Source organism: Micromonospora peucetia (assembly GCF_900091625.1).
In the GTDB taxonomy this organism is placed as follows: Bacteria; Actinomycetota; Actinomycetes; order Mycobacteriales; family Micromonosporaceae; genus Micromonospora; species Micromonospora peucetia.
In genome coordinates this window covers 5,927,271-5,947,595 of sequence record NZ_FMIC01000002.1, presented here as the reverse complement: position 1 = coordinate 5,947,595, position 20,325 = coordinate 5,927,271, and the positions used below count along the sequence as shown (strand labels likewise).

Sequence of the window (20,325 nt, the reverse complement as noted above, 5' to 3'; positions counted from 1 at the left end):
CAGCGTGGACCATCAGGACGACAAGTCGGCGCAGAGTCGGGGTGAGCAGGTCGACGCTGCCGAGCGGGAGGCTGCCAAGCGGCGGCTGCTCGCGCAGGCCGAGGCGGAGCGCGTACCGGTGGAGGAGACCACGCGGGCGGTGCCGGACCGGCGGTGGCGGCGTGACCAGCGTTGACGAGCCGATCGGTCGCCGCGTGGCACGCTGGCGGGTGCGGCGGCGGATGACCCAGCAGATGTTCGCCGACCGGCTCGGCAGGTCGAAGAGTTGGGTGGACAAGACCGAGCGGGGTGTCCGGCCGCTGGACCGGTATCCGGTGATCCGGGAGGTCGCCGGGGTGCTGCGGGTCGATCCGTTGGTGTTGCTCGGCGAGCACCGGCCGTCACCGTCGACAATGGTCGGCCCGCTCGACGGGGTGGACGCGGTGCGGGGGGCGCTCGCCCGCTACGACGACCACCCGGCGACGGTGTGCGTGGCGGAGACGGGCCGGCAGGTCGCGTACGCCTGGCTGACCTTTCAGCACGCGCACTACGCCCAGGTGGTGCGGCTGCTGCCGAGGTTGCTGGGCGCGGCGCAGGGGATGCGGGCGGCGGAGCCGGAGCTGTTGGTGCAGGCGTACCGGATCACGTCTTCGGTGTTGGTGAAGCTCGGCGAGGCCGACCTGGGGTGGCTGGCCGCGGACCGGGCGATGGCGGTGGCCAGCGCGGATCCGGCGCTGGCGGGGGCGGCGGCCGTGTCGGTGGGGCAGGCGCTGCGGGCGCTGGGCCGTGACCGGTTGGCGCTGGTGGCGACGACGGCCGCCGCGCGTCGCGTCGGGTCCGCGTCGGAGGCGGTGCACGGGACGCTGCTGCTCCAGGCGGCCCTGGCCGCCGCCGGCTGCGGCGACGCCGGGCGGGCCGGGGAGCTGACGGACCGGGCGGCGGGGCTCGCCGCCGGGATCGCGGCCGACGACCCGCACCGGACCGCGTTCGGGTCGGCCGCCGTCGCGCTGGCCCGGGTGGTGGTGGCGGTCGAGTCGGGCGACGCCGGGGAGGCGGTCCTCCGGCACGAGCAGGTGGTACGGCGGGAGGCGTGGCGGCGGTTGCCGGTTGAATACCGGGCGGCGTACCTGGTGGACGCCGCGCGGGCGTACCTCCAACTCGGTGACCTGCGTGGGGCCGGGCGGGTGCTGGTGGACGCGGACGGGCTCGCGCCGGCGGAGGTTCGGTGCCGGCCGGCGGCGCGTACGGTGCTGGCCGAGTTGGCGCGGGCGCACCCGGCACCGGCCGGCGTGGCACGGCTGGCGACGCTGGTGGGCCTGACCCGTTGACCTACTTCTACGTCGGCAGGGTCCGCGTTGGTAACGTGTGGTCCATGTCGAGTCCTGAGGCATCCAGGGTGGGGGCTTTCGCTCACGCCGTCAGCCCCCTGAGCCACTGAGTTCATAGCTCTGTCGTCCCGCCGCGTCTGCGGCCGGACGAACGCATCCTCGGGTGCTGACCGCGGTGAGAGACGGTCCTTCTCGTTCTTTCTCATCACCTCGGAGCCACGTGATGCCTCTTCCGCTGTATCTGCTTGCCGTGGCGGTCTTCGCCATGGGCACCTCGGAGTTCATGCTCGCCGGCCTCCTGCCGGACATCGCCTCAGACCTCGGCGTGACCGTCGGGGCGGCAGGCCTGCTCACCTCGGCCTTCGCGGTCGGAATGGTCGTCGGTGCCCCGCTGATGGCGGGGCTCGCCCGCAACTGGCCTCGACGGTCCAGCCTCCTCGGGTTCGTCCTGGTGTTCCTGGCAGCCCACGTCGTGGGTGCCACCACCTCGGATTTCTCGATTCTGCTCGCGACCCGGGTGGTCGCGGCGCTTGCGAACGCGGGGTTCCTCGCCGTGGCCCTGACGACTGCCACCATGCTGGTCTCTCCCGACCGGAGGGGACGTGCGCTCGCCGTGCTGCTGTCAGGCACGACGATCGCCACGATCGCCGGGGTTCCCGGGGGAGCGGTACTCGGCACGTTGCTCGACTGGCGGGCCACCTTCTGGGCCGTCGCCGCCCTCTGCCTGCCCGCGGCTGTCGGCATCCTCAGAGGAGTCCCGGCGCGCGTTGGGCAGAACGACGAAAATGTTGGACCGGCCCTGCGAACGGAGCTCGCACAACTCAGACGTCCACGGCTGATCCTGGTCATGCTGCTCGGTGCGCTGGTGAACGCGGCCACCTTCGGAAGCTTCACCTTCCTCGCCCCGATCGTGACCGAAACCGCCGGGCTGGGCGAGTGGTGGATCTCCGTCGTTCTGGTGCTCTTCGGCGCCGGTTCCCTCGTCGGCGTCACCATCGCGGGACGGCTGTCCGACCAGCGCCCAGGCCTGATCATCGCCGTCGGCGGTCCGTTGCTGCTCATCGGCTGGCTGGCACTGGCGGTGCTGGCCGAGAACCCGGCCGCCCTGCTCGTCCTGGTGTTCGTACAGGGGGCGCTGTCGTTCGCGTTGGGCAGCACGTTGATCACGAGGGTTCTGTACGAGGCGGTCGGAGCACCCACCATGGCCGGCTCGTACGCGACTGCGGCACTCAACGTCGGTGCCGCCGTCGGGCCACTCATCGCCGCGACCACCCTCAGCACCACCCTCGGAGAGCGTGGACCGCTGTGGGCAAGCGGTCTGCTCGTCGCGACCGCACTGCTCGTCGCGGCCCCGCTCCGTACCGTGGTCGCGACTGGTAGAAGGGTCCAGTGACCGGGACCGACCCGGCAGTGCCGGTGCGGTGGGATCGCACTCCCGGAACGCGCTCCGTACAGTGCGGGAGGTCGATCCACCGGGTGCTCGACCGTTCGCAGGTTCCGCATCTCGCGGCGGCGGCCACCTGCGATGCGGGCACGTCGACCCCGTCGGGTTGGCGTGCCCGCATTCCTCAGTTGAGGCAGCAGGTCACTTGAAGCGGATGAACTTGGAGAACTGGCTGTTGGCGGTTCCCACCGACACCGTCCGATGGCTGTACTTGTCGGCGGAGACGTAGTTGTACTCGTCGACCTCGAAGGTGCCGTTCGAGTTCACCCTGGTGACGAAGGCGACGTGACCGTAGGTGCCGCCCAGCCGGACCGCGATGTCACCGGCCTTCGGACTGTTGTGCACCGGCACACCGGCGCGACCGGCAGCGGCGACCCACTCCTTGGCGTTACCCCACCGTGCCTGACCCGCGTACTGGTTGTGGAAGGGCACGCCGACCCGGCTCCGCAGCGCCCAGGCCGCGAAACTGGTGCACTGCCCCTTGTAGAAGTTCCAGGGGTCGATGCCCGTGCCCTGGCCCTTGTACGGGTAGTCGTCCTTGGCCGGATAGGTCGCCCCGGCGGAGAGAAACTGGTGGGAGGCATTGTTGTTCTTCAGCGTGGCGTTCAGGTTCGTCTTCGCGCCGGGCGCGAAGTCCTGGTACGCGTAGGAGCCGTCGTAGTCGCTGTTGTAGTAGACCCGCACCGTGTTGCTGGTGCGGTTCCACGCGGAAGCGGCGTTGTTCTTGACGCACAGGCCCTGGCCGCCGCCAGCCCCCTTGAACTCGTAGCAGCCCGGCTGGGTCGAGCCGTAGTCGGCCAGTGATCCGGTGTGGTCGGAGATCGAGCCCGCGTGGCTGCTGTTGTAGTAGTAACAGAACTCGCCAGCGTCGCAGATTCCGTCGCGGGACGCCGCCTGAGCAGGCGCGGTGACCGCGAGGACGCCGAGGGTCGCGCCGAGCATGCTCGCGCCGAGGGCGCCGAGGACGCGAACGATGATCCTGGACATGTCCACTTCCCTTCCGGGGGTATGTGACGACTGGCTCACCCTACAAGCCATTGATCAATCGGCATGTGCCCTTCCGTCGGCCGGCCATCCGTCACGGCGCAACCCCGGCCTGCCCACCTGCGTCGCGGCAGAGAAATGCCGCCTCTCTGTTGAGTTTCGAATGTCAGGTGTTCCGGGCTGAGCGACCTCCTCAGCGTCCGCGCCGTCGCCACCCGGGCCGGCATCGGCGCGAGCACGCTGCGGCACTACTTCCCCACCCAGCGGGACCTCTACGACGCCGTGGTGGGTCAGACCTTCCACGCCCAACTGGAGGACCTGCAAATCAGCGACCGCACCATCCCGCCGGGCCGGCGGCTCGCCGAGTGCCTTGGGCAGTTCCTGCCGGGCGACGACAGTCAGACCGTCGAACTGGAAGCCTGGCTCACCGCCCACGCCGCCGCTGTCGGGCCGGCCCGCACCGAACAGGCGGCAACCCTGTTGGCCTCCATGACGCAGCATGCCCGCGACCGGGTGGACGACTGGCTGGCCACGATCGAGTCCGAAGGAGCACTCCGCCACCCCGACCGGCAGCGCTGCGCCACGATGCTGCTCGCCCTGCTCGACGGCCTCTGCCTGGACCTGCTCACCCCCGGCTCGCCCACCATCGTCCCGCTCGCCCACGACATCCTCGCCGAAGCGATCGACGGCATGGTGATCCGGCAGCAAGTGGGCACGCGGGGCCGGTGCCGGTCGGCCTGGCCCGCTGACCGGATCGGCCGGCCCGCCTCGTGGCGGTCGCCGGCTCGCCTGTGGACGCCGTGGCTGCCCGAATCGCAATTCCCACTTGTCGACAACAGTGAGCGTCCTCAAGTCGAGAGCACGGATTTGCGGCGGTGGGATTTGCGCGGCCAATATCGAGGCTTCTGTTCGAGCTGGACACGTTTTGTTTATCGCCGCGCTGTTCGCTTTCCCGGTCGTCAAGGAGTCAGTGTCAATTTCCTGTCATTCTATTACGTTGCGATCAAAGTGAATCTGTCGATACGTTCCGGTGGCTCCGAATGGAGCAACCAGGACAAGGGGGCAACACTTGAAACCAACCCTACGTTGGTCTGCGGCGGCCAGCCTGGCGCTCGCGCTGGTCGTCACCGCTCCGGCGGTCGCCGAGGCGAAGCCGAACACCGCCGAAAGGAACGGCAACACCACCACCATCGCCCGCACCAGTGACGGTCGTGCGATCACCAACGAGGCGATCGCCAGGGAGGTCGCCGCGTTCTGGACGCCGGAACGGATGGCGAACGCCGTCGACCTCGACATCGCGAAGCCCGCGGGCGTAACCGAATCGCCGAGCCGGGCGCCGAAGCCGACCGGACCGGCGGGCTCGGTCGCGCCGATGCGACCGAGCGTCGCCAGCGGCGCCGACGTCGGCATTCAGCTCAACGAATCAGCGGTCGTCGGCAAGGTCTACTTCACCACCCCCAACGGTGGCACCGCCCAGTGTTCGGCGAGCGCGGTCGGCAGCGGGAAGCGGCGACTGGTCATGACCGCGGGGCACTGCGTGCACCAGGGCGGCGGCGGCCAGTGGTACGGCAACTGGCAGTTCGTGCCGCGGTACCGCGACGGCGCACGGCCGTTCGGCACGTTCGTGGCCTACCAGCTCACGGCCCGCACCGCGTGGATCAACAACAGCAGCCAGGACGAGGACATGGGCATCGCCATCATGCACAACGGCGGCAGCTGGGGCCTGAAGGTCGTCGATACGGTCGGTGGCCACGGCATGCGCTGGAACTGGGGCTACAACGTGTCCCTGATGACGGCCCTCGGCTATCCGTCCAACCTCGGCGGCGGGGAGAGCCAGCACTACTGCCAGAGCGGCACCTGGCACGCCGGCGGCCAGCAGATCCGGATGTGGTGCAACATGACCTACGGTTCCAGCGGCGGTCCCTGGCTTCAGGAATACAACGACCAGAATGGCCTCGGATTCATCAACAGCGTCGTCAGTCACGGCGACAATCCGGGTAACGGCCAATTCGACGGACCGTATTTCGACGATGACATCAAGAGCCTCTACGACTTCGCGGAAGGTCTCTCCCCGGCGTAGTGACACCTGATTAGCAGAGCCCCGGCCCGTGGCCGGGGCTCTGCCCGTGGCCGGGGCGGGTGCTTCTCGTCGATATGGGAGCCCTCGCGCAGGTGAGCGGGGGTCGGCCCCCATAATTTCCTATGATCAGTCGTACGGCCAAGACCGTCGTCACCTGCGCTGACGTGCCCGGGGTGCGGAACTTTCGCGACGCGGGCGGTGTGGGATCGCTACGCCGTGGAGCCCTCTACCGTTCCGGTGCCCTACATGCGCTGTCGCCTGAGGGTGCGCGGGTACTCAAGGATCTTCGGTTACGTACAGTGATCGATTTACGTGCCAGGACAGAGATGACCGAGCGACCGGATCGTTGCAAGGGACTCGACGTCGAAGCCTGCCACCATCCGGTATTCGTCGAGAAGTACTGGCCAGACGATCAGGTGGCGCTGTACCCATACATGGCCGAGCAGGCCGGCCCTGCTGTGGTCGCGGTCATCCGGCGGCTCATCGCTCCGGGTGCCCTGCCCGCCCTCATCCACTGCGCCTCCGGCAAGGACCGCACTGGCCTGGTCATCGCCCTCATCCAGACCCTCCTCGATGCCTCCGAAGCGCAGATCACCGAGGACTTCCTCTGTTCGAACGCCGCGCTGAACCTCACTGGGCCGCCAGCTGACACAGTGAGCGGGCATGGAACCCGTCCTGTCACGGCAACTCATCTGCTCCACGCCATGATCTGGATCCGCAGCAATCACGGCTCCCCCTCCGGCTACCTCAAGGCATACGGCGCCAGCGACGCCGAGTTGGAGGCGCTACGCACGATGCTCACCTGATGGTGCAGCGCGGCGATTACTACCGACGCCCGTCGGCCACCGGAGCGCCGAACGCCCGACCCTCTCGATAACATCGAACACCTCGGCCAGCCCCGCCACGCGAACCACGCGGTCCGTTCGTGATCTAGGAACCCCAGGCGAGCGCGAAAGTACCGGAGGTTCCGAACCCAGGAAACGCAACAAAATACCCAATCCGGTCAGCAATGTCATTACGTGTTGCTGATGACCTGCTGGACGCTCTTCTCATCGAAGGCGAACGCCTTGGCGACGTCGTCGAAGATGCCCAGGTAGTCGACGATCAGCCCGTGCGTTTTGTTCGGCGGGTAGACGCGGTTGGTGCGGGTGATCGCCTGGAGCAGGTTGTGCTCCTTGAGCGGCTTGTCGAGGTACTGCGCGTACAGGATCGGCGCGTCGAACCCAATAAGCAGCTTCGCCGTCACAATGATGATCTTTAGAGGGTCGGCCGGGTCGTTGAACCGGGCGGTGATGCGCTCCAACTCGTTCCGGTCCGGGGTGTACTCCTTCCACTCCTCCGGGTCACGGGCGGTGCGGCTCATGACGACGACGCTGGTCGGCCTGACCCGCTGACCGGGTCGGCACCGGACCTCGGCGGACGACCAGCGTGACCCCGTGCCGATGGCGGTGGTGGCTCAGCCGTTCGTGAACATCTCACGGAGTTTGACGAGGCTGGCACCGCCGCCGACGACCACCAGCGAATCACCGGACTGGATGGTGAAGTCGACATCCGGCGACGGGATCACGCGATCGCCCCGGACCACCGCGACGATCGAGGCGCCGGTGCGGGTCCGCGCACGCGTGTCACCGATCCGGCGGCCGACATACGGCGACTGGGCGGGGACCGGCATACGTACGGTCTCGACGCCTTCCAACGGCGGAGTCAGCTCCGTCAGGTGATCCATGACCAGAGGCAGACCGAGCAGTTCGGCGATCGTCCGCGGCTCCGTGCCCTCCAGCGTCAACGTGTGCTTGGCCCGTTCGGGCTCAGTGGGGTCGTAGAGCACGAGGTCGCGTCGGCCGTCGAAGTGCACGATCACGGCGCCTCGCTGGCCCGCCGCGGTGGTGAAACCGTACGACTCTCCCACGCCGAACAGCCGAGTCCTCTCCAGGTCCACGTTTCCGCCTTTCCGAGGATGACGCGCCGCGGTCGAACACCTTGACGCCCAGACTAGTGCTCCAGCCGGGATCGTGACGATTGCTCGGTGCGGGCCTGCTGGGCGTGGTGGCTGTTCAGGGCTTGACTCTGGTGACGGCACCGGCCGGGTGTCCGGTCACCCGGGGCGTCAGGTGTTGACCGGGCGGCGGGCGACCAGGCGCACGTGGGTGACCGGCCAGTCCAGCGGCTCGCCGGCCGGGGCGCTGAGGGCGGCCACCGGGGCGAGACGGTTGGTGACGATCCAGTCGTTGCGGGACGTTCCGCTCGCGGCGTCGATCTCGAAGCCGACGTCGGTGAGCAGCGACTTCCAGTCGGCGTACTCCAGGCCGCAGAACTGTTCCTGGGTCTCCGACAGCCAGTTGTCGGTGTAGTCCTTGCGGGTGAGGAAGTCCATCGCCGCGCCGAGGGTCAACTCGACCACGCCGTCCGCCCCGTCCACCGGGCGGTACGCGAACGGGAACCGGTAGTCGACGGCGAACTGGTCCAGCCGGGCCCGGGTCGACAGCGCGTCGACGTACGCCGCCACCTCACCGGGCGGCACGGCCGCCAGGTCGGCACGCGGCCGGGGCGGGTTGACGCCGTCCGTCGTGGCCAGCCGCAGGTGCACCGTCCGGTCCTGGCCGTCCGGCCCGCACACGTCACTGTTGATCCACACCCCGCCGGGCACGGTGTGGTCGTAGAGGGCCTGCACGAACCGGCGCAGCGAGGCCATCCGCTCGCCGTACGACCAGATCTCGTGGGTCAGCGCGAAGGTCATCGTGGTGTCCACCGAGCGCGGGGCGAACACCGCCCCGCCGAGCACGTTACGCCGGTAGAAGAAGACGTTCGGGTTGGTGAACACGCCCTGCGCCTTCTTGTGGACGCACTCCTCGAACAGGTGCCGGGCCACCTCGACCCCGATCAGGTCGCTCTCCCGCAGGGCCGGCTCCCGGTCGGCCAGTTCCAGGACGGCGCCCGCGCCGCAGCCGACGTCGACGATCCGCCCCGGCCGCACGTGCTCGCGCACCGCGTCCCACTTGCGCTGCGCGGCGTCGCTGAACGCCTCGGCGTACGTCCGGTAGTCGCGGGTGGTGGTCAGTCCGCCCTCGTCGCCGACCACCGGGTCGTTCACCACCGAGCGGACCAGCTGGTCGAGCCGGTAGCGGCGGTACACGTCGACGGTCGCCGGGTGGGTGAGGTCACGCCACGACGGGTCGTCGTCAGCCAGCCGCAGCAGGACGTCCCACGGCCGGACCGGTGCGGGCTCGACGTCGGCCTCCACCCCCGCGATCCGGAACCCCAGCCGTTCGTACATCGCGGCGACCTCCGGCGTGGAGCAGGCGACCACGGTGTCCGCCGGGGTCAGCTCCAACCCGGTGGACGCCGCGACGGTCTTGAGGGTCACCTCGGCGAACCTGTCCGTCGGTACGGTGTCGAAGACCGGTACCACCACGGACCGGAGCCCGGCGAGCACGCTGAACCGTTCGATCGCCGCCTCCCGCCGGTGGTACGGGACCGGGTTGCGCCGGGTGTTCTCGTGGTTCGCCGAGGTGACCGCCCACACCACGGTCGCCCCGCCGGCGTCCTCGCTTCCGGACGCGCCGTCACCGTCGGCGAGAGTGCCGTCGCCCTGCGCCGCGAGCTGGCGAAGGTATGCGGCCTGGAAGCGGGTCAGCAGGTGATGGCGGCCAGGAAAGAGCAGGTAGCGGGGCATGTCAAGTTCCTAGCCGATGCCTGGTGGGCGGTTCGCGGCAGGGGTGGATGCCCGGCCTCGTGGGCCCCGGCTCAGGCCCAGGGGGCCGTCGGGTACCAGGGGATGATCTCGCGGCGGGCGAGCAGCCGCACGTCCCAGTAGAGGAACGTGAAGGCCCCGGCGACGATGAACGCGACCGCGGTCAGGACCGCCAGGCGACTCGGCCGGGCGGCGAACCAGCGTTGCAGGCGGGAACCGGCGAGCCAGGCCAGCAGCAGGAACAGCACCGCCATGATGACGATGTTGCCGATGGACTGGAGCGTGAAGGCCGCCGCGCCGTAGAGCGGGTTGCCGCTCTCGGCGGCGTCGCGGAACATCTGTCGGAACAGCGCGAAGGGCCGGCCGATCAGGAAACCGGCGATCAGTGCGCCCATGAAGACCATCGGAGCGTTGGGGAAGCGCCGGGCGATCCGGGCGAACGGGTCCGGCACGACGCCCAGCGAGGCCAGACCGAGATAGATCATGATGAGCCCGATCGCGCCGAAGACCACCATGGACTGGATGCTCCTCGGGGACAGCCCGCCGGGGGCGTTGGGCGCGGTGGAGAACTGCGGCATCGACGTGCCGACGAGCCCGACGACCGCGCCGTACGCGGCCGACACCGCGACCATGCCGACCGACATCCAGCCCAGCGGCTTCAGCGGCTGGACGAAGCGGCTGAACCGGCCGCCCGTGGTGCCGGTCAGCGGGGCCAGGGCGCCGAAGGCGGCGATGTTGCAGGCGGTGAACGTGCCCGCGATGCCGGAGACGAAGGCGAACAGGATGCCGGCCGCGATGCCCTGGATGGGCGTCTCCTTGGCATCGTGGCCGAGCAGACCGTTGGCGACGTTGTCGCCGATGGTCCGGTCCACGAACTCCGCCGACCAGATGACGGTCAACAGGAACCCGCCGAGGACGCTGAGCAGGATGATCAGCCCGCGGCGCCGGGGGAAGTGCCCGTTGACGAACGCGGAGGTCCCGATCCGCGCGCTGTCGGAGTCGAGCCGGACGGGGGCGTCGGGCCGCTGGGAGGACCTGTGGGTCTGCGTCACATGCGCTCCTCGGAGTGGGGGAGGGAAGCGGTGGGGAGGGAACGCGGGCGTCGCGTCGACGCTGGCGACGACGCCCACGACCGGCGTCGGCCACCGATCGACGTGGACCCGCCCGCGCGGCGCCTTCGGTGGGCAATCGAATCGCGCGGATCGATGTCCGCGTTTCATCATGGGGCGGCCGTCCTCGGTCCGGTTCTTCCATCGTGCGCAATCTCCCCGGCCCGCTCTGCCCGGCCAGGGCGCCGGTCAACTTCGCAACGGCCGTCTTGAGCGGCGACGCGGGGCCGGCACACCCTGGAGATCGCCATGACGTCGGGGCGCTGTCACCGCCCGCCGCTATCCTGCGCCGGCACGTCGGGACGGTCCTGGCGGCGAATTCCGGTGGGCGGGCTGCCGCACCGGGTCGGGAGGGGCACGTGTCGGTCGGAGAGGTGGGCGTCGAGGCGTTCCGGATCGCCGTCCGGCAGGTGGCGGAGGCGACGGGCGCGGTGCGGGAGGACGCCCTGCGGCGGCTGGTGGAGCTCGGTGCGGCCGACCCCGTGCTGCGCCAGGACGCGGCCGACACGATCTGCGCCTACCTGCGTACACCCGCTGTCGCGCCCGTTGTGGACGGCACGGCGGGCCACGGTCGTCACCTCGGCCGCCCGGTCGGAGCGAGCGCGGTGGACGGCGCGGACGCCGACGCGCGGCGGGAGACCCTGCGGGTGCTCGTCGGGCTGCTGCGCCCCGCCGCCCCCGGGGCGGACGAGACTGTCGGAGCGGGCGGGGCGTCGCCGGGCATCGCCGTGGACCTGTCCGGGGCGGCCCTCGTGGACGCCGACTTCGGCGGCTGCGAGCTGGCCGAGGCACGGTTCGCCGACACCCGGTTCCTCGGGTCGACCTCGTTCGCCGACGCCCGGTTCACCGGCGACGCGGTCTTCGCCCGTGCCGTCTTCCACGGCACGGTCCGGTTCGACGACGCCCGGTTCGCCGCCGACGCCGTGTTCGGGCGGGCCCGGTTCCGGGGCCCGGCCAGCTTCGACCGGGTGGGCTTCGCCGCGATGGCCTGGTTCGGGCGGGGCGAGGAGGAGCTGTGGGAGGACGATCCGGCCTGGGACGCCGTCGAGGACGTCGTACCCGCACCCTGGGACGAGCCGAACGAGGACGACCCGGGCTGGCCCGTCGCCGTCCTGACGGGCGACTACCAGCGCTGGGAGGAGGGCGGCGACGGGGCCCGCTTCGTCGGGGCCGTGTCGTTCCGCGGCGTCCGCTTCGACGGCCCGGCCTGGTTCTGCAAGGCGCGGTTCGGCGCGGTCGCGACGTTCCGGGACGCCCTGTTCGGCGGGTCGGTCCACCTCGACCAGCCTGTCGTCGACCTCGACGGTGCCCGGTGGGCGGGCGACGACGAGCCGGCCCGCTGGCCCCTCGGCTGGACGTCGAAAGCGACGCCGGACGGCACCCCCGTGCTCGCGGCGGACCGGTCGGTCGCGCCCTACTTCCGTCAGCTCGCCGACCGCGATCCCGACGTCCGCCGCGTGGGACTGCGGATCCTCGGCCAGCTCGGTGACGCGAGGCCGGAGCTGCGCCAGCGCGTGGCCGACGCCGTGTGCGCGTACCTGCGGGTGCCACTGGCGTTCGACGTGGCCGGCGAGCTGACTCCGGCCCAGGCGGGGGAGGTCCAGCTGCGGCGCGACGCCCAGCGGCTGCTCGCCGAGCGCCTGCGACCGGCCCCCGGCACCGCAGGCGGGGCGGGGGCGCGGCACTGGCCGGAGACGGACCTGCCGCTGTGTGGCGCGACGCTGGTCGACCTCGACCTCAGCGGGTGCCGGGTCGGCCACGCCGACTTCACGGGTGCCCAGTTCCACGGGACCACCCGCTTCGACGCGGGCGTCTTCGCCGCAGCCGCCTTCCAGCTCGGCGGTCCCGAGGGGCGTGCCTCGTTCCACGGCGACGTCACCTTCGCCGGGGCACGGCTGGACCGGTGGCGCGGCGTCCGGGACCTCCTCGGTGGCGTCGTGTTCCACGCCGGTGCCGTGGTCGACGACCCCGACACCCCGCTGGCGGGGAAGAGTTGAGCGCCGCGCCGACCGCTGCCGGCTGGTGATCCGGAGGGGCGGGCACCCGTCCCCGTGTGCCGATGGCCTCGTCGGAGGGCGGGTGCGTTGTCGCGCGCTGGTCGCTACCTGCCGCGTCGGGCCGACCGTACGCCGAACACGACGGCGCCGACGACGAGCACGACGCCCAGGAGTTGCAGGCCGGGGGAGTCGTCGGCCTCCCCGTACACGATGCCGGCGACGCCGACCGCGACGGCGAGCAGGGCGATGAGGGCGAGGACGTATTTCATGGGGTCTCCTTCAGGGGCCGGGCCGGCCGCCGGTCCTGCCGGTGCGCGGGTCGCCATGGTCGATCGACTCGGTGCGTGGCTTGTGGTGCGCCGCGACGGTTCATTCCTCGACCCACTCGAGCAGGTCGCCGGGCTGGCAGTCGAGCACCCGGCACATGGCTTCCAGGGTGCTGAAACGGACAGCCTTGGCGCGACCGTTCTTCAGTACCGCCACGTTCGCCGGGGTGAGCCCGACCCGCTCGGCGAACTCGCCGACGCTCATCTTGCGTTTCGCCAACTGGACGTCGATGCGGACGACGATGGGCATCAGATCACCGCTTCCATGTCGGTACGCAGTGTCGTGGCCTGCCGCAGCAGGGCCCGCATCACCACCATCAGCAACCCCAGCACGGCGACCCCCACCAGCATCAGGAACAGCAGGAGCGGCAGCCCGGGGTCGGACGCCCGGAAACCGACGTAGAGGAACACGCCCAGCAGCACCACCCAGGCGGCGACGATGGCCCACACGATCGTGTTCACCCACGCCAGGGAGGCGTTGCTGAAGATGCGGTCGTGCTTGACCAGGGTGAGCAACTTCCAGGTGGCCACGATCACGACCTGGATGCACAGCACCCAGAACACCGTGACGGCGGTCGCCGGCCATTTGAGGTAGGCCTGCTCTGGGGACTCCTCGGCCATGTGCGCGAACTGCCCGGGCAGCGAGAGGGTCTGGAACATGACCAGGATCCCGAAGAGCAGGACGAGAAAGACTCTGAGCGGGGCCACCGCTCGGTGCTCTGTCACCATGCATCGACTATCGCTCGGAACCTATCGACTGTAAATAGGATCGGCAGAGATGCGACACCCTCCACCCTTGTTGCCAAGAATGCGCAATAAGCTCGGCGGTGCGACGACGTCATCGGTGGAGAGGACCATCCATGCCGGACACGCTCACCCTGCCCACCGTGACCGGCGGGCCGCACACCGTGCCCGAGCTGATGACGGCCGGGGGGCGCGGCTGGGACGTCTCCCGGGGCACCCCCGCCCCGGTCGCGGTCCCCAGCGGCTTCCGCGTCGACGTGAGCCTGCCGGGCCATCGCGTACGCCAACCACGGACCCCGCGCACCGGCGCCGTGGCCTGGGACGCGTCGTCATGCGCGCGCTCTGCGACCAAGCGGCGGGGCACGGTACGCACACCGGCATCCTCGTCGCCACCCACGACGGCCGTGCCTTCTACTCCGCGCTCGGCTGGACGGTCCACTCGCCCGTGTCGGGCGCCTTCGCAAGAGGACCGGGGCTGTCCTGACGACCTGCCCGCCCGCCCTCGGCGAGGCCTTCGCCCCCGCCCACCGGCTGCATCCACCTGGATCTTGGACAGTTTCCGTTCGAAGCTAACGGCAAGTGTCCAAGATTGCCTGGCAGTTGCGCCGTAACGGTGATGAACCTGCTGGACGGGGGCGGGACGGCGCAGGAACGGACCGGCACCAAGATCTCAGCGGTGCGCGGTAAGGGGCCGGGCAGTAGTGCGCGGTGAGGGGCCGGTCAGGGGATCGGCCACTCGTGCACCGGCCGGTTGCTGTGCATCAGGTCCACGTAGTGCCGGACCACCTCACGCAGCGCCTCCGGCCGGTCCAGGTGGTCGGTGGACTCCAGCCGGTGCAGGGTCTCCACCTGCCAGCTCGCGCCGTTGCGCCCGGTCAGGCAGCGCTGCTCGATGATGCCGAGCAGTCGGTCCCGCTCGCCCGGGTCCAGGCCCCACCGGTCCAGCCCCTGGTGAGCCAGCGGCAGCAGCCGGCGCAGCACCAGTTCGGTGACGGGGAGGTAACCCAGGCCGGGCCAGTAGACCTGGGCGTCGATGCCGTACCGGGCGCAGGTGGTGAAGTTCTCCTCGGCCGCGCTGAACGACATCTGCGACCACAGCGGGCGGTCGGCCTCGGCGAGCGCCCGGACGAGGCCGAAGTAGAAGGCGCCGTTGGCCACGGTGTCGAGCACCGTCGGCCCGGCCGGCAGCACCCGGTTCTCCACCCGCAGGTGCGGGCGGCCCTTCAGCACGTCGTACACCGGACGGTTCCAGCGGTAGACGGTGCCGTTGTGTAGCCGCAGCTCGGCGAGTTTCGGCACGTCCCCCCGGGCGAGGGCCTCGGCCGGGTCCTCCGCGTCGCAGACCGGCAGCAGCGCCGGGAAGTAGCGGACGTTCTCCTCGAACAGGTCGAACACCGTGGTGATCCAGCGTTCCCCGAACCACACCCGGGGGCGTACGCCCTGGGCCTTGATCTCCTCCGGCCGGGTGTCGGTCGCCTGCTGGAACAATGGGATGCGGGTCTCGCGCCACAGCTCCCGGCCGAAGAACAGCGGCGAGTTCGCGCCCACGGCCACCTGGATGCCGGCGATCACCTGCGCGGCGTTCCAGTAGTCGGCGAACTGGGCCGGGCTGACCTGGAGGTGGAACTGGGTGCTCGTGCAGGCCGCCTCCGGGGTGATGGTGTCGGCGGTGACCGCGAGCCGTTCCACGCCGTTGATCGCGATCCGCAGGTCCTCGCCGCGGGCGGCGAAGATCTGCTCGTTGAGCAGCGTGTAGCGCGGGTTGGCCGACAGCGTCGCGGCGGTCAGGTGCTCCGGGCGCAGGGTCGGCAGGATGCCGATCATCACCATGTGCGCGCCGACGTCCCGTGCCCTGGCCTCGGCGGCGTTGAGGCTGGCCCGCACGCTCCTCTCGAACTCGGCGGTGCCGGTGCCGGCCAGCCGCCGCGGCGCCACGTTGATCTCGACGTTGAACTGGCCCAGCTCCGTCTGGAAGCTCGGGTCGGCGATGGCGGCCAGCACGTCGGCGTTGCGCATCGCCGGCATCGAGTTGTCGTCGACCAGGTTCAGCTCGATCTCCAGCCCGGTCATCGGCCGCTCCACGTCGAACCGGGACTCCCGGAGCATCTCGGCGAAGACGTCCAGGCACCGCCGGACCTTCTCGCGATAGCTGGCCCGGTCCTCGCGACTGAAGGTCCGTACGCCGACGTCCTCGCCCATGGTCACCACCCTGTCACCGTTGGTTCCCCTAACCTCGCACGACCGGGGCGGGCCGGGGAAGACCTGAAGGTCCCTTACGTACCCAGGCGGGGCCCGCGTGATTCTCGTCGCCTCGGCCGGTCGCGCGGCCGGCGCCGCCGACGGAGTGGTTAGCATGTGCGGCAACCGGTGGGGGAGTGACGATGCGCGAGAAGATCACCAGGCTGTTCGTGGCGGCGGCGATCGCCGAGGCCTGCTCCTGGTTGGCCCTGCTGATCGGCATGGCCGTCAAGTACGGCCCGCCCGGCAACGAGATCGGCGTGAAGATCTTCGGCCCGATCCACGGCGCGCTCTTCGTCGCGTACGGCCTGCTGGTCCTCGCGATGGCCCGGCTGCACCGGTGGCGGCTGTGGCCGACCCTCGTGGCGCTGGCCTGCGCCGTGCCACCCTTCGCCACCCTGTTCTTCGAGCGCTGGGCCGCCCGGCGGGGGATGCTGCGCACCGCCGCGGAGCCGGATCGGCCGCTGACCCCCGTCGGCTGACCAGCCACCCCGCCCACGGCGGGGCGATCGGCGGGAACCCGAGCGGGTCAGCCGGCGAGGAACCCGAGCGGTCAGCCTCAGCCGGCGAGGAAACTGGCCAGTGCGGCGGCGAGCTGCGCCGGGGCCTCCTCGGCCATGTGGTGGCCCGAGTCGATCGAGGCCACCCGCACGTCGTCGACCCCCACGGTGCCCGCCGGCCGGCCGTCGGAAACCGCGGCGGCCCCGTGCCCGCCGCTCGTTCACGGCGGTCCCGCCGGGCGGACCCGCCGGCCGTCAGGTCAGCGCGGACCAGGCCACCAGGGCGGCGACCAGCAGCGCCCCCAGGGTCGCCTGGAGCAGCAGCGGCGGCCCGAGGTGTGACCACAGGGTGGCGGTACGCGGGGTGAGCAGCTGGCCGGTCGTCAGGTTCACGATCCGCTCGATCTTCGGCGGCAGGTCCGGGTCGCCCTGCCGGCGCAGCGTGAGCTGCACGTGGTCGGCGGGGTGCAGGGCACTCTGCGGCAGGTGCCCGTGCAGCTCGACCTCGCAGAGTTGCCCGGCCTTGTCGCGCAGCCGCAGCGGGGTGACCAGGTATTCCGGACCCTTCTTCAGGTCCTTGAACCGTCTGCGGGCCGCGCCGGAACCGGCGGAGAACAGGGAGCGCAGAAGCGTCATCAGCAGCCCCGCCACCCCGGCCGCCACGAGCACCGCGACCAGCACCGGCTGACCGATGCGCACCTCGCGCGGGTAGCCGTCCATCAGCCGGACGACCCGCCCTGTGACGATCCGGTCGGCCGGGTGGACGATCCGTCGGATGTGCAGGTCGCTGTCCATCTTCACCACCCAGAGTCCGGTTGTGTTCACTGATGGTATCGGTCGTCCGGGTTGAATGACATGAATGAAACCCGGTCACGCGCTTGCGCCGGCCAGGTGACAACCGGAGCGGCGCGGGTAAGCGGGGGGCCGAGCTGGAAAGGGGTCGAGCATGCAGCTGTCCTTCCTGCGCCCGCTCTACGACCGGCCGGGACCGTGGGTCTCGGTGTACCTGGACGCGTCCGCCAACACCGAGGACGCCCACCCGGCACTCGATCTGCGCTGGCGGGCGCTGCGCCACCAACTTCAGGAGCAGCGCGCCGACGCGGACACCATCGACGCCGTCGAACTCCTCGTCCGGGGACACGACCCGATGCCGGGGGACTACGGCCTGGCGGTCTTCGGCGCCCGGGGCCGGGTGGTGCTCTCCGAGTACCTCTCCGCCCCGCCGTTGCGGGACTTCGCCGCGTACACCCCGTTGCCGCACGTGATGCCGCTGCTGGCGCAGCGCGGCGAGCAGGTGGCCTGGGTGCGGGTGCTGGCCGACCGGACCGGTGCCGACGCCGTGGCGATCAGCGCGGGCGGCGTGCCACGCCGTGCCCACGTGACCGGCCGGGAGGACTTCCAGTTGCGTCGGGTGCAGCCCGGCGGCTGGTCACAGTCCCGGTACCAGCGCGCCGCCATGGAGGCCTGGCACCACAACGCCGGTGACGTCACCGCCGCGACGGTGGAGCTGGCCGAGAAGGTCGGCGCCGAGGTGGTGGTGGTCGCCGGGGACGTACGCGCCACCGGGATGATCGCCGCCCAGATGCCGCCTCGCTGGCAGGACGTGCTGGTCCGCACGGACGCCGGGTCCCGGGCCGGCGGCGCAGACCAGACCCTGCTCGACGATCTCACCGTGCAGACCATCGCCGAGGTCGCCGACCAGCGGATCACCGCCGCGCTGGACCGTTTCGGCATGCAGGAGGACGTCGGCGGCGGGCTGGACGCCGTGGTGTCAGCCCTGCAACGCAACCAGGTCGAGACGATGCTCATCGTCGACGATCCGTCCGCCACCGGGGAACTCTGGATCGGGCCGGACCCGACCGAGATCGCCACCGACCGCGGGCAGCTCGCCGCCATGTCCGTACGCGACCCGGAGAAGGTCCGCGCCGACGCCGCGCTGGTGCGCGCGCTGGTCGGCACCGACGCCGAGCTGACCGTGCTCGGCCCCGACGAGGCGCCGGAGCTGACCGACGGGGTCGGGGCGGTGCTGCGGTACGTCGACGCGGGCACCCCGGGGCGTGGCGATGGCTGAGCGTACGGTGGCCGACCTGGTGGTCGAGCGACTGCGCGCCTGGCGGGTCCCGAGGGTCTTCGGCTATCCCGGGGAGGCCATCGCCCCGGTGGTCGAGGCGTTGGACGCCTCGGGCGGGGACCCGGCTTTCGTGCCGGCCCGGCACGAGGAGACCGCCGCCTACATGGCCACCGGGCACGCCAAGTTCACCGGCGGCATCGGTGTCTGCGTGGCCACCCAGGGGCCGAGCGCCGTCCAGCTGCTCAACGGCCTCTACGACGCCAAGCTGGACAGCAAGCCGGTGGTGGCGATCGTCGGCGAGGACGTCTCGGGCCCGCTCGGCGGCGCCCACCAGGAGATCGGGCTGAGCCGGCTGTTCGGCGACGTGTGCAACCAGTTCGTCCGGTACGGCCGGGCCCCCGACGGGGTGCCGGCCCTGCTCGACCAGGCGTTCCGCACCGCCGCCGCCACTCGCAGCCCGGTCTGCGTGGTGTTGCCGCGCCAGTTGCAGGAGGCCGCCGTGCCCGACCTGCAACCACACGCGGCCGGGGTGTTCTCGGCGACGCCGGGGGAACCACTGGCCCGGGTCCTGCCGCACGAGGCGGACCTGGACGCCGCCGCCCAGCTCTTCGCCAACGGCCAGCGCACCGCGATCCTGGTGGGTCAGGGCGCCCGGGGCGCGGCCGGGGAGATCGTCGCCCTCGCCGACCGGCTCGGCGCCGGGGTGGCGGCGTCGCTGCTGGGCAAGCCGGTGCTCGACGAGCGGCTGCCCTTTCACGCCGGCGTGCTCGGTGAGGTCGGCACCCCGGCCGCCGCCGAGCTGATGGGCGGCTGCGACACGCTGCTGCTGGTCGGCACGAACAACCCGTGGACGGACTACTTCCCGATGCCGGGACAGGTCCGAACGGTGCAGATGGACATCGACGGCCGCCGCATCGGCACCCGCTACCCGGTGGACGTCGGGCTCGTCGGCGACGCCCAGGAGACGTTGCGGGCGCTGCTGGCCCGGGTGCCCGACCGGCCGAACGCCCGGTGGCGGAAGACCGTCGAAGGCTCGGTCGCCCGGTGGCGGACCGAGCGGGCCGCCCGGGCCGCCGCCCCCGCCGAGCCGGTGAACCCGCAGCTCGTGCTGCACGAACTCTCCACCCGGCTTCCGCGTCCTGGAGCGGTGGCGGTGGACGTCGGCTCGGTCATCTACTGGTACGCCCGGCACCTGGAGCTGCCCCCGGGCGTCAACGCGCAACTCTGCGGGACGCTCGGCTCGGTGGGCTGTGCTCTGCCGTACGCCGTGTCGGCCAAGCTGGCCGCCCCGGACCAGCCGGTGGTCGCGCTGCTCGGCGACGGCGCGATGCAACTGAACGGGCTGGCCGAGCTGATCACCGTGGCGCACCACTGGCGGGAGTGGCACGATCCCCGGCTGGTGGTGCTGGTGCTCAACAACCGGGACCAGTCCGGTATGGGCGGCGGCCGTACGCCGAGCGACCCGACGGACCGCCGGGCCGACGTGCCGTACGCCGGTTGGGCCCGTCTGCTCGGTCTGCACGGCGTCCGGGTCGACCGGCCGGAGCTGGTGGGGGCGGCCTGGGACGAGGCGTTGGCGGCCGACCGGCCCTGCGTGCTGGAGGCGGTGGTCGACCCGACGGTGCGACTGGCTCCGCCCGAGCCCGCGTTCGCGGACCTGCGCGAGGTGTTCGCCGAGGGCGACGCCGCCCGACGGGTGCGCGACCAGATGCTCGCCGCCGGGGTGGCCGTGGAGGCCGACGACCTCGTCTAGCCGCCTGTCGGCGCAGCATCCACCGTGGCACGGGCAGCGATCATCGATACTCGATGATTCGCAACCAGGCACGGGGTCGTT

The 20,325-nt window shown here is 71.0% G+C and carries 21 protein-coding genes; 11 read left to right on the top strand and 10 right to left on the bottom strand.

The genetic code is table 11. The annotated features are described in order from the left end of the window. Positions 1 to 4: 4 nt before the first annotated feature. The 3 genes from GA0070608_RS32840 (at position 5) to GA0070608_RS26810 (ending at position 2,700) form a co-directional block, all read left to right on the top strand. A complete protein-coding gene (locus GA0070608_RS32840) occupies positions 5 to 175 on the top strand; it encodes a hypothetical protein (protein ID WP_176733853.1) in 171 nt (56 codons plus the stop codon). Then, positions 162 to 1,307, top strand: a complete 1,146-nt coding sequence (locus tag GA0070608_RS26815) for a helix-turn-helix domain-containing protein (RefSeq protein WP_091631284.1) — start codon at positions 162 to 164, stop codon at positions 1,305 to 1,307. Before GA0070608_RS32840 ends, GA0070608_RS26815 begins: the two co-directional genes overlap by 14 nt. Before the next feature lie 223 nt (positions 1,308 to 1,530). Further along, on the top strand, positions 1,531 to 2,700 hold the full coding sequence (locus GA0070608_RS26810; RefSeq protein ID WP_091631281.1) for a Cmx/CmrA family chloramphenicol efflux MFS transporter: 1,170 nt from the start codon (positions 1,531 to 1,533) through the stop codon (positions 2,698 to 2,700). A gap of 192 nt (positions 2,701 to 2,892) precedes the next feature. Here GA0070608_RS26810 and GA0070608_RS32835 read toward each other — a convergent pair whose 3' ends face one another. Further along, positions 2,893 to 3,738, bottom strand: coding sequence for a CHAP domain-containing protein (locus GA0070608_RS32835; protein WP_176733852.1), 846 nt, complete (start codon positions 3,736 to 3,738; stop codon positions 2,893 to 2,895). Positions 3,739 to 4,020: 282 nt separating this feature from the next. On the opposite strand from GA0070608_RS32835, the gene GA0070608_RS33705 reads away from it, so the two are divergent. The 3 genes from GA0070608_RS33705 (at position 4,021) to GA0070608_RS26790 (ending at position 6,621) form a co-directional block, all read left to right on the top strand. Next, on the top strand, positions 4,021 to 4,941 hold the full coding sequence (locus tag GA0070608_RS33705) for a TetR family transcriptional regulator C-terminal domain-containing protein (protein WP_141719557.1): 921 nt from the start codon (positions 4,021 to 4,023) through the stop codon (positions 4,939 to 4,941). Beyond that, a complete protein-coding gene (locus tag GA0070608_RS26795; RefSeq protein WP_245716152.1) occupies positions 4,841 to 5,815 on the top strand; it encodes a trypsin-like serine peptidase in 975 nt (324 codons plus the stop codon). Before GA0070608_RS33705 ends, GA0070608_RS26795 begins: the two co-directional genes overlap by 101 nt. 122 nt (positions 5,816 to 5,937) lie before the next feature. After that, positions 5,938 to 6,621, top strand: coding sequence for a tyrosine-protein phosphatase (locus GA0070608_RS26790; protein WP_091631275.1), 684 nt, complete (start codon positions 5,938 to 5,940; stop codon positions 6,619 to 6,621). A 209-nt stretch (positions 6,622 to 6,830) separates the two neighbouring features. Here the strand turns inward: GA0070608_RS26790 and GA0070608_RS26785 are convergent, their stop codons facing one another. The 4 genes from GA0070608_RS26785 to GA0070608_RS26770 form a co-directional block, all read right to left on the bottom strand. Next, positions 6,831 to 7,178 carry a type I restriction enzyme subunit R domain-containing protein gene (locus GA0070608_RS26785; RefSeq protein ID WP_218107589.1) on the bottom strand — a complete coding sequence of 116 codons (348 nt, stop codon included), beginning with the start codon at positions 7,176 to 7,178 and terminating at the stop codon, positions 6,831 to 6,833. Between the two features lie 93 nt (positions 7,179 to 7,271). Then, complete coding sequence (locus tag GA0070608_RS26780) at positions 7,272 to 7,754, bottom strand: cation:proton antiporter regulatory subunit (RefSeq protein ID WP_091631272.1); 483 nt, start codon at positions 7,752 to 7,754, stop codon at positions 7,272 to 7,274. A gap of 168 nt (positions 7,755 to 7,922) precedes the next feature. Then, complete coding sequence (locus GA0070608_RS26775) at positions 7,923 to 9,488, bottom strand: class I SAM-dependent methyltransferase (protein WP_091631270.1); 1,566 nt, start codon at positions 9,486 to 9,488, stop codon at positions 7,923 to 7,925. A gap of 71 nt (positions 9,489 to 9,559) precedes the next feature. Continuing rightward, positions 9,560 to 10,558, bottom strand: a complete 999-nt coding sequence (locus GA0070608_RS26770; protein ID WP_245715960.1) for a hypothetical protein — start codon at positions 10,556 to 10,558, stop codon at positions 9,560 to 9,562. Positions 10,559 to 10,974: 416 nt separating this feature from the next. Between GA0070608_RS26770 and GA0070608_RS26765 the strand changes: the two genes are divergently transcribed. Then, positions 10,975 to 12,612 (top strand): pentapeptide repeat-containing protein, encoded by a 1,638-nt coding sequence (locus GA0070608_RS26765; protein WP_091631267.1) that lies wholly within the window; start codon positions 10,975 to 10,977, stop codon positions 12,610 to 12,612. A gap of 104 nt (positions 12,613 to 12,716) precedes the next feature. On the opposite strand, the gene GA0070608_RS32830 is transcribed toward GA0070608_RS26765, so the two are convergent. The 3 genes from GA0070608_RS32830 to GA0070608_RS26755 all read right to left on the bottom strand — a co-directional run bounded on the left by GA0070608_RS32830 (position 12,717) and on the right by GA0070608_RS26755 (position 13,667). Next, the gene (locus GA0070608_RS32830; protein WP_176733851.1) at positions 12,717 to 12,881 is read right to left on the bottom strand and encodes a hypothetical protein; all 165 of its coding nucleotides are present in this window, start codon (positions 12,879 to 12,881) and stop codon (positions 12,717 to 12,719) included. A gap of 100 nt (positions 12,882 to 12,981) precedes the next feature. Beyond that, a complete protein-coding gene (locus tag GA0070608_RS26760) occupies positions 12,982 to 13,188 on the bottom strand; it encodes a helix-turn-helix domain-containing protein (RefSeq protein WP_076472788.1) in 207 nt (68 codons plus the stop codon). Beyond that, positions 13,188 to 13,667, bottom strand: a complete 480-nt coding sequence (locus GA0070608_RS26755) for a DUF2975 domain-containing protein (protein ID WP_091631264.1) — start codon at positions 13,665 to 13,667, stop codon at positions 13,188 to 13,190. The genes GA0070608_RS26760 and GA0070608_RS26755 overlap by 1 nt, the downstream gene beginning before the upstream one ends. 49 nt (positions 13,668 to 13,716) lie before the next feature. Here GA0070608_RS26755 and GA0070608_RS34055 point away from each other — a divergent pair, with 49 nt between their 5' ends. After that, positions 13,717 to 14,166, top strand: coding sequence for a GNAT family N-acetyltransferase (locus tag GA0070608_RS34055; RefSeq protein ID WP_141719556.1), 450 nt, complete (start codon positions 13,717 to 13,719; stop codon positions 14,164 to 14,166). A 236-nt stretch (positions 14,167 to 14,402) separates the two neighbouring features. On the opposite strand, the gene GA0070608_RS26745 is transcribed toward GA0070608_RS34055, so the two are convergent. Next, positions 14,403 to 15,881 carry a glutamate-cysteine ligase family protein gene (locus GA0070608_RS26745; RefSeq protein WP_091636257.1) on the bottom strand — a complete coding sequence of 493 codons (1,479 nt, stop codon included), beginning with the start codon at positions 15,879 to 15,881 and terminating at the stop codon, positions 14,403 to 14,405. Between the two features lie 182 nt (positions 15,882 to 16,063). Between GA0070608_RS26745 and GA0070608_RS26740 the strand changes: the two genes are divergently transcribed. Then, positions 16,064 to 16,402, top strand: a complete 339-nt coding sequence (locus GA0070608_RS26740; RefSeq protein WP_091631261.1) for a DUF3817 domain-containing protein — start codon at positions 16,064 to 16,066, stop codon at positions 16,400 to 16,402. A gap of 273 nt (positions 16,403 to 16,675) precedes the next feature. Here the strand turns inward: GA0070608_RS26740 and GA0070608_RS26735 are convergent, their stop codons facing one another. After that, positions 16,676 to 17,224 carry a hypothetical protein gene (locus GA0070608_RS26735; RefSeq protein ID WP_091636253.1) on the bottom strand — a complete coding sequence of 183 codons (549 nt, stop codon included), beginning with the start codon at positions 17,222 to 17,224 and terminating at the stop codon, positions 16,676 to 16,678. 142 nt (positions 17,225 to 17,366) lie between these two features. Here GA0070608_RS26735 and GA0070608_RS26730 point away from each other — a divergent pair, with 142 nt between their 5' ends. Further along, positions 17,367 to 18,491: a baeRF2 domain-containing protein gene (locus GA0070608_RS26730; protein WP_091631259.1), complete on the top strand. Its 1,125-nt coding sequence runs from the start codon at positions 17,367 to 17,369 to the stop codon at positions 18,489 to 18,491. After that, the gene (locus GA0070608_RS26725) at positions 18,484 to 20,244 is read left to right on the top strand and encodes a thiamine pyrophosphate-binding protein (RefSeq protein WP_091636249.1); all 1,761 of its coding nucleotides are present in this window, start codon (positions 18,484 to 18,486) and stop codon (positions 20,242 to 20,244) included. The genes GA0070608_RS26730 and GA0070608_RS26725 overlap by 8 nt, the downstream gene beginning before the upstream one ends. Positions 20,245 to 20,325 lie beyond the last annotated feature (81 nt).

What these genes read in the sequence shown, in the direction of transcription:
- GA0070608_RS26775 (WP_091631270.1), bottom strand. Translation starts at nt 9,488, where the DNA reads ATGCCCCGCTACCTGCTCTTTCCTGGCCGCCATCACCTGCTGACCCGC.
- GA0070608_RS26725 (WP_091636249.1), top strand. Translation starts at nt 18,484, where the DNA reads ATGGCTGAGCGTACGGTGGCCGACCTGGTGGTCGAGCGACTGCGCGCC.
- GA0070608_RS26745 (WP_091636257.1), bottom strand. Translation starts at nt 15,881, where the DNA reads ATGGGCGAGGACGTCGGCGTACGGACCTTCAGTCGCGAGGACCGGGCC.
- GA0070608_RS26810 (WP_091631281.1), top strand. Translation starts at nt 1,531, where the DNA reads ATGCCTCTTCCGCTGTATCTGCTTGCCGTGGCGGTCTTCGCCATGGGC.
- GA0070608_RS32835 (WP_176733852.1), bottom strand. Translation starts at nt 3,738, where the DNA reads ATGTCCAGGATCATCGTTCGCGTCCTCGGCGCCCTCGGCGCGAGCATG.
- GA0070608_RS26760 (WP_076472788.1), bottom strand. Translation starts at nt 13,188, where the DNA reads ATGCCCATCGTCGTCCGCATCGACGTCCAGTTGGCGAAACGCAAGATG.
- GA0070608_RS34055 (WP_141719556.1), top strand. Translation starts at nt 13,717, where the DNA reads ATGCGACACCCTCCACCCTTGTTGCCAAGAATGCGCAATAAGCTCGGC.
- GA0070608_RS26755 (WP_091631264.1), bottom strand. Translation starts at nt 13,667, where the DNA reads ATGGTGACAGAGCACCGAGCGGTGGCCCCGCTCAGAGTCTTTCTCGTC.
- GA0070608_RS26790 (WP_091631275.1), top strand. Translation starts at nt 5,938, where the DNA reads ATGATCAGTCGTACGGCCAAGACCGTCGTCACCTGCGCTGACGTGCCC.
- GA0070608_RS26730 (WP_091631259.1), top strand. Translation starts at nt 17,367, where the DNA reads ATGCAGCTGTCCTTCCTGCGCCCGCTCTACGACCGGCCGGGACCGTGG.
- GA0070608_RS26785 (WP_218107589.1), bottom strand. Translation starts at nt 7,178, where the DNA reads ATGAGCCGCACCGCCCGTGACCCGGAGGAGTGGAAGGAGTACACCCCG.
- GA0070608_RS32830 (WP_176733851.1), bottom strand. Translation starts at nt 12,881, where the DNA reads ATGAAATACGTCCTCGCCCTCATCGCCCTGCTCGCCGTCGCGGTCGGC.
- GA0070608_RS26740 (WP_091631261.1), top strand. Translation starts at nt 16,064, where the DNA reads ATGCGCGAGAAGATCACCAGGCTGTTCGTGGCGGCGGCGATCGCCGAG.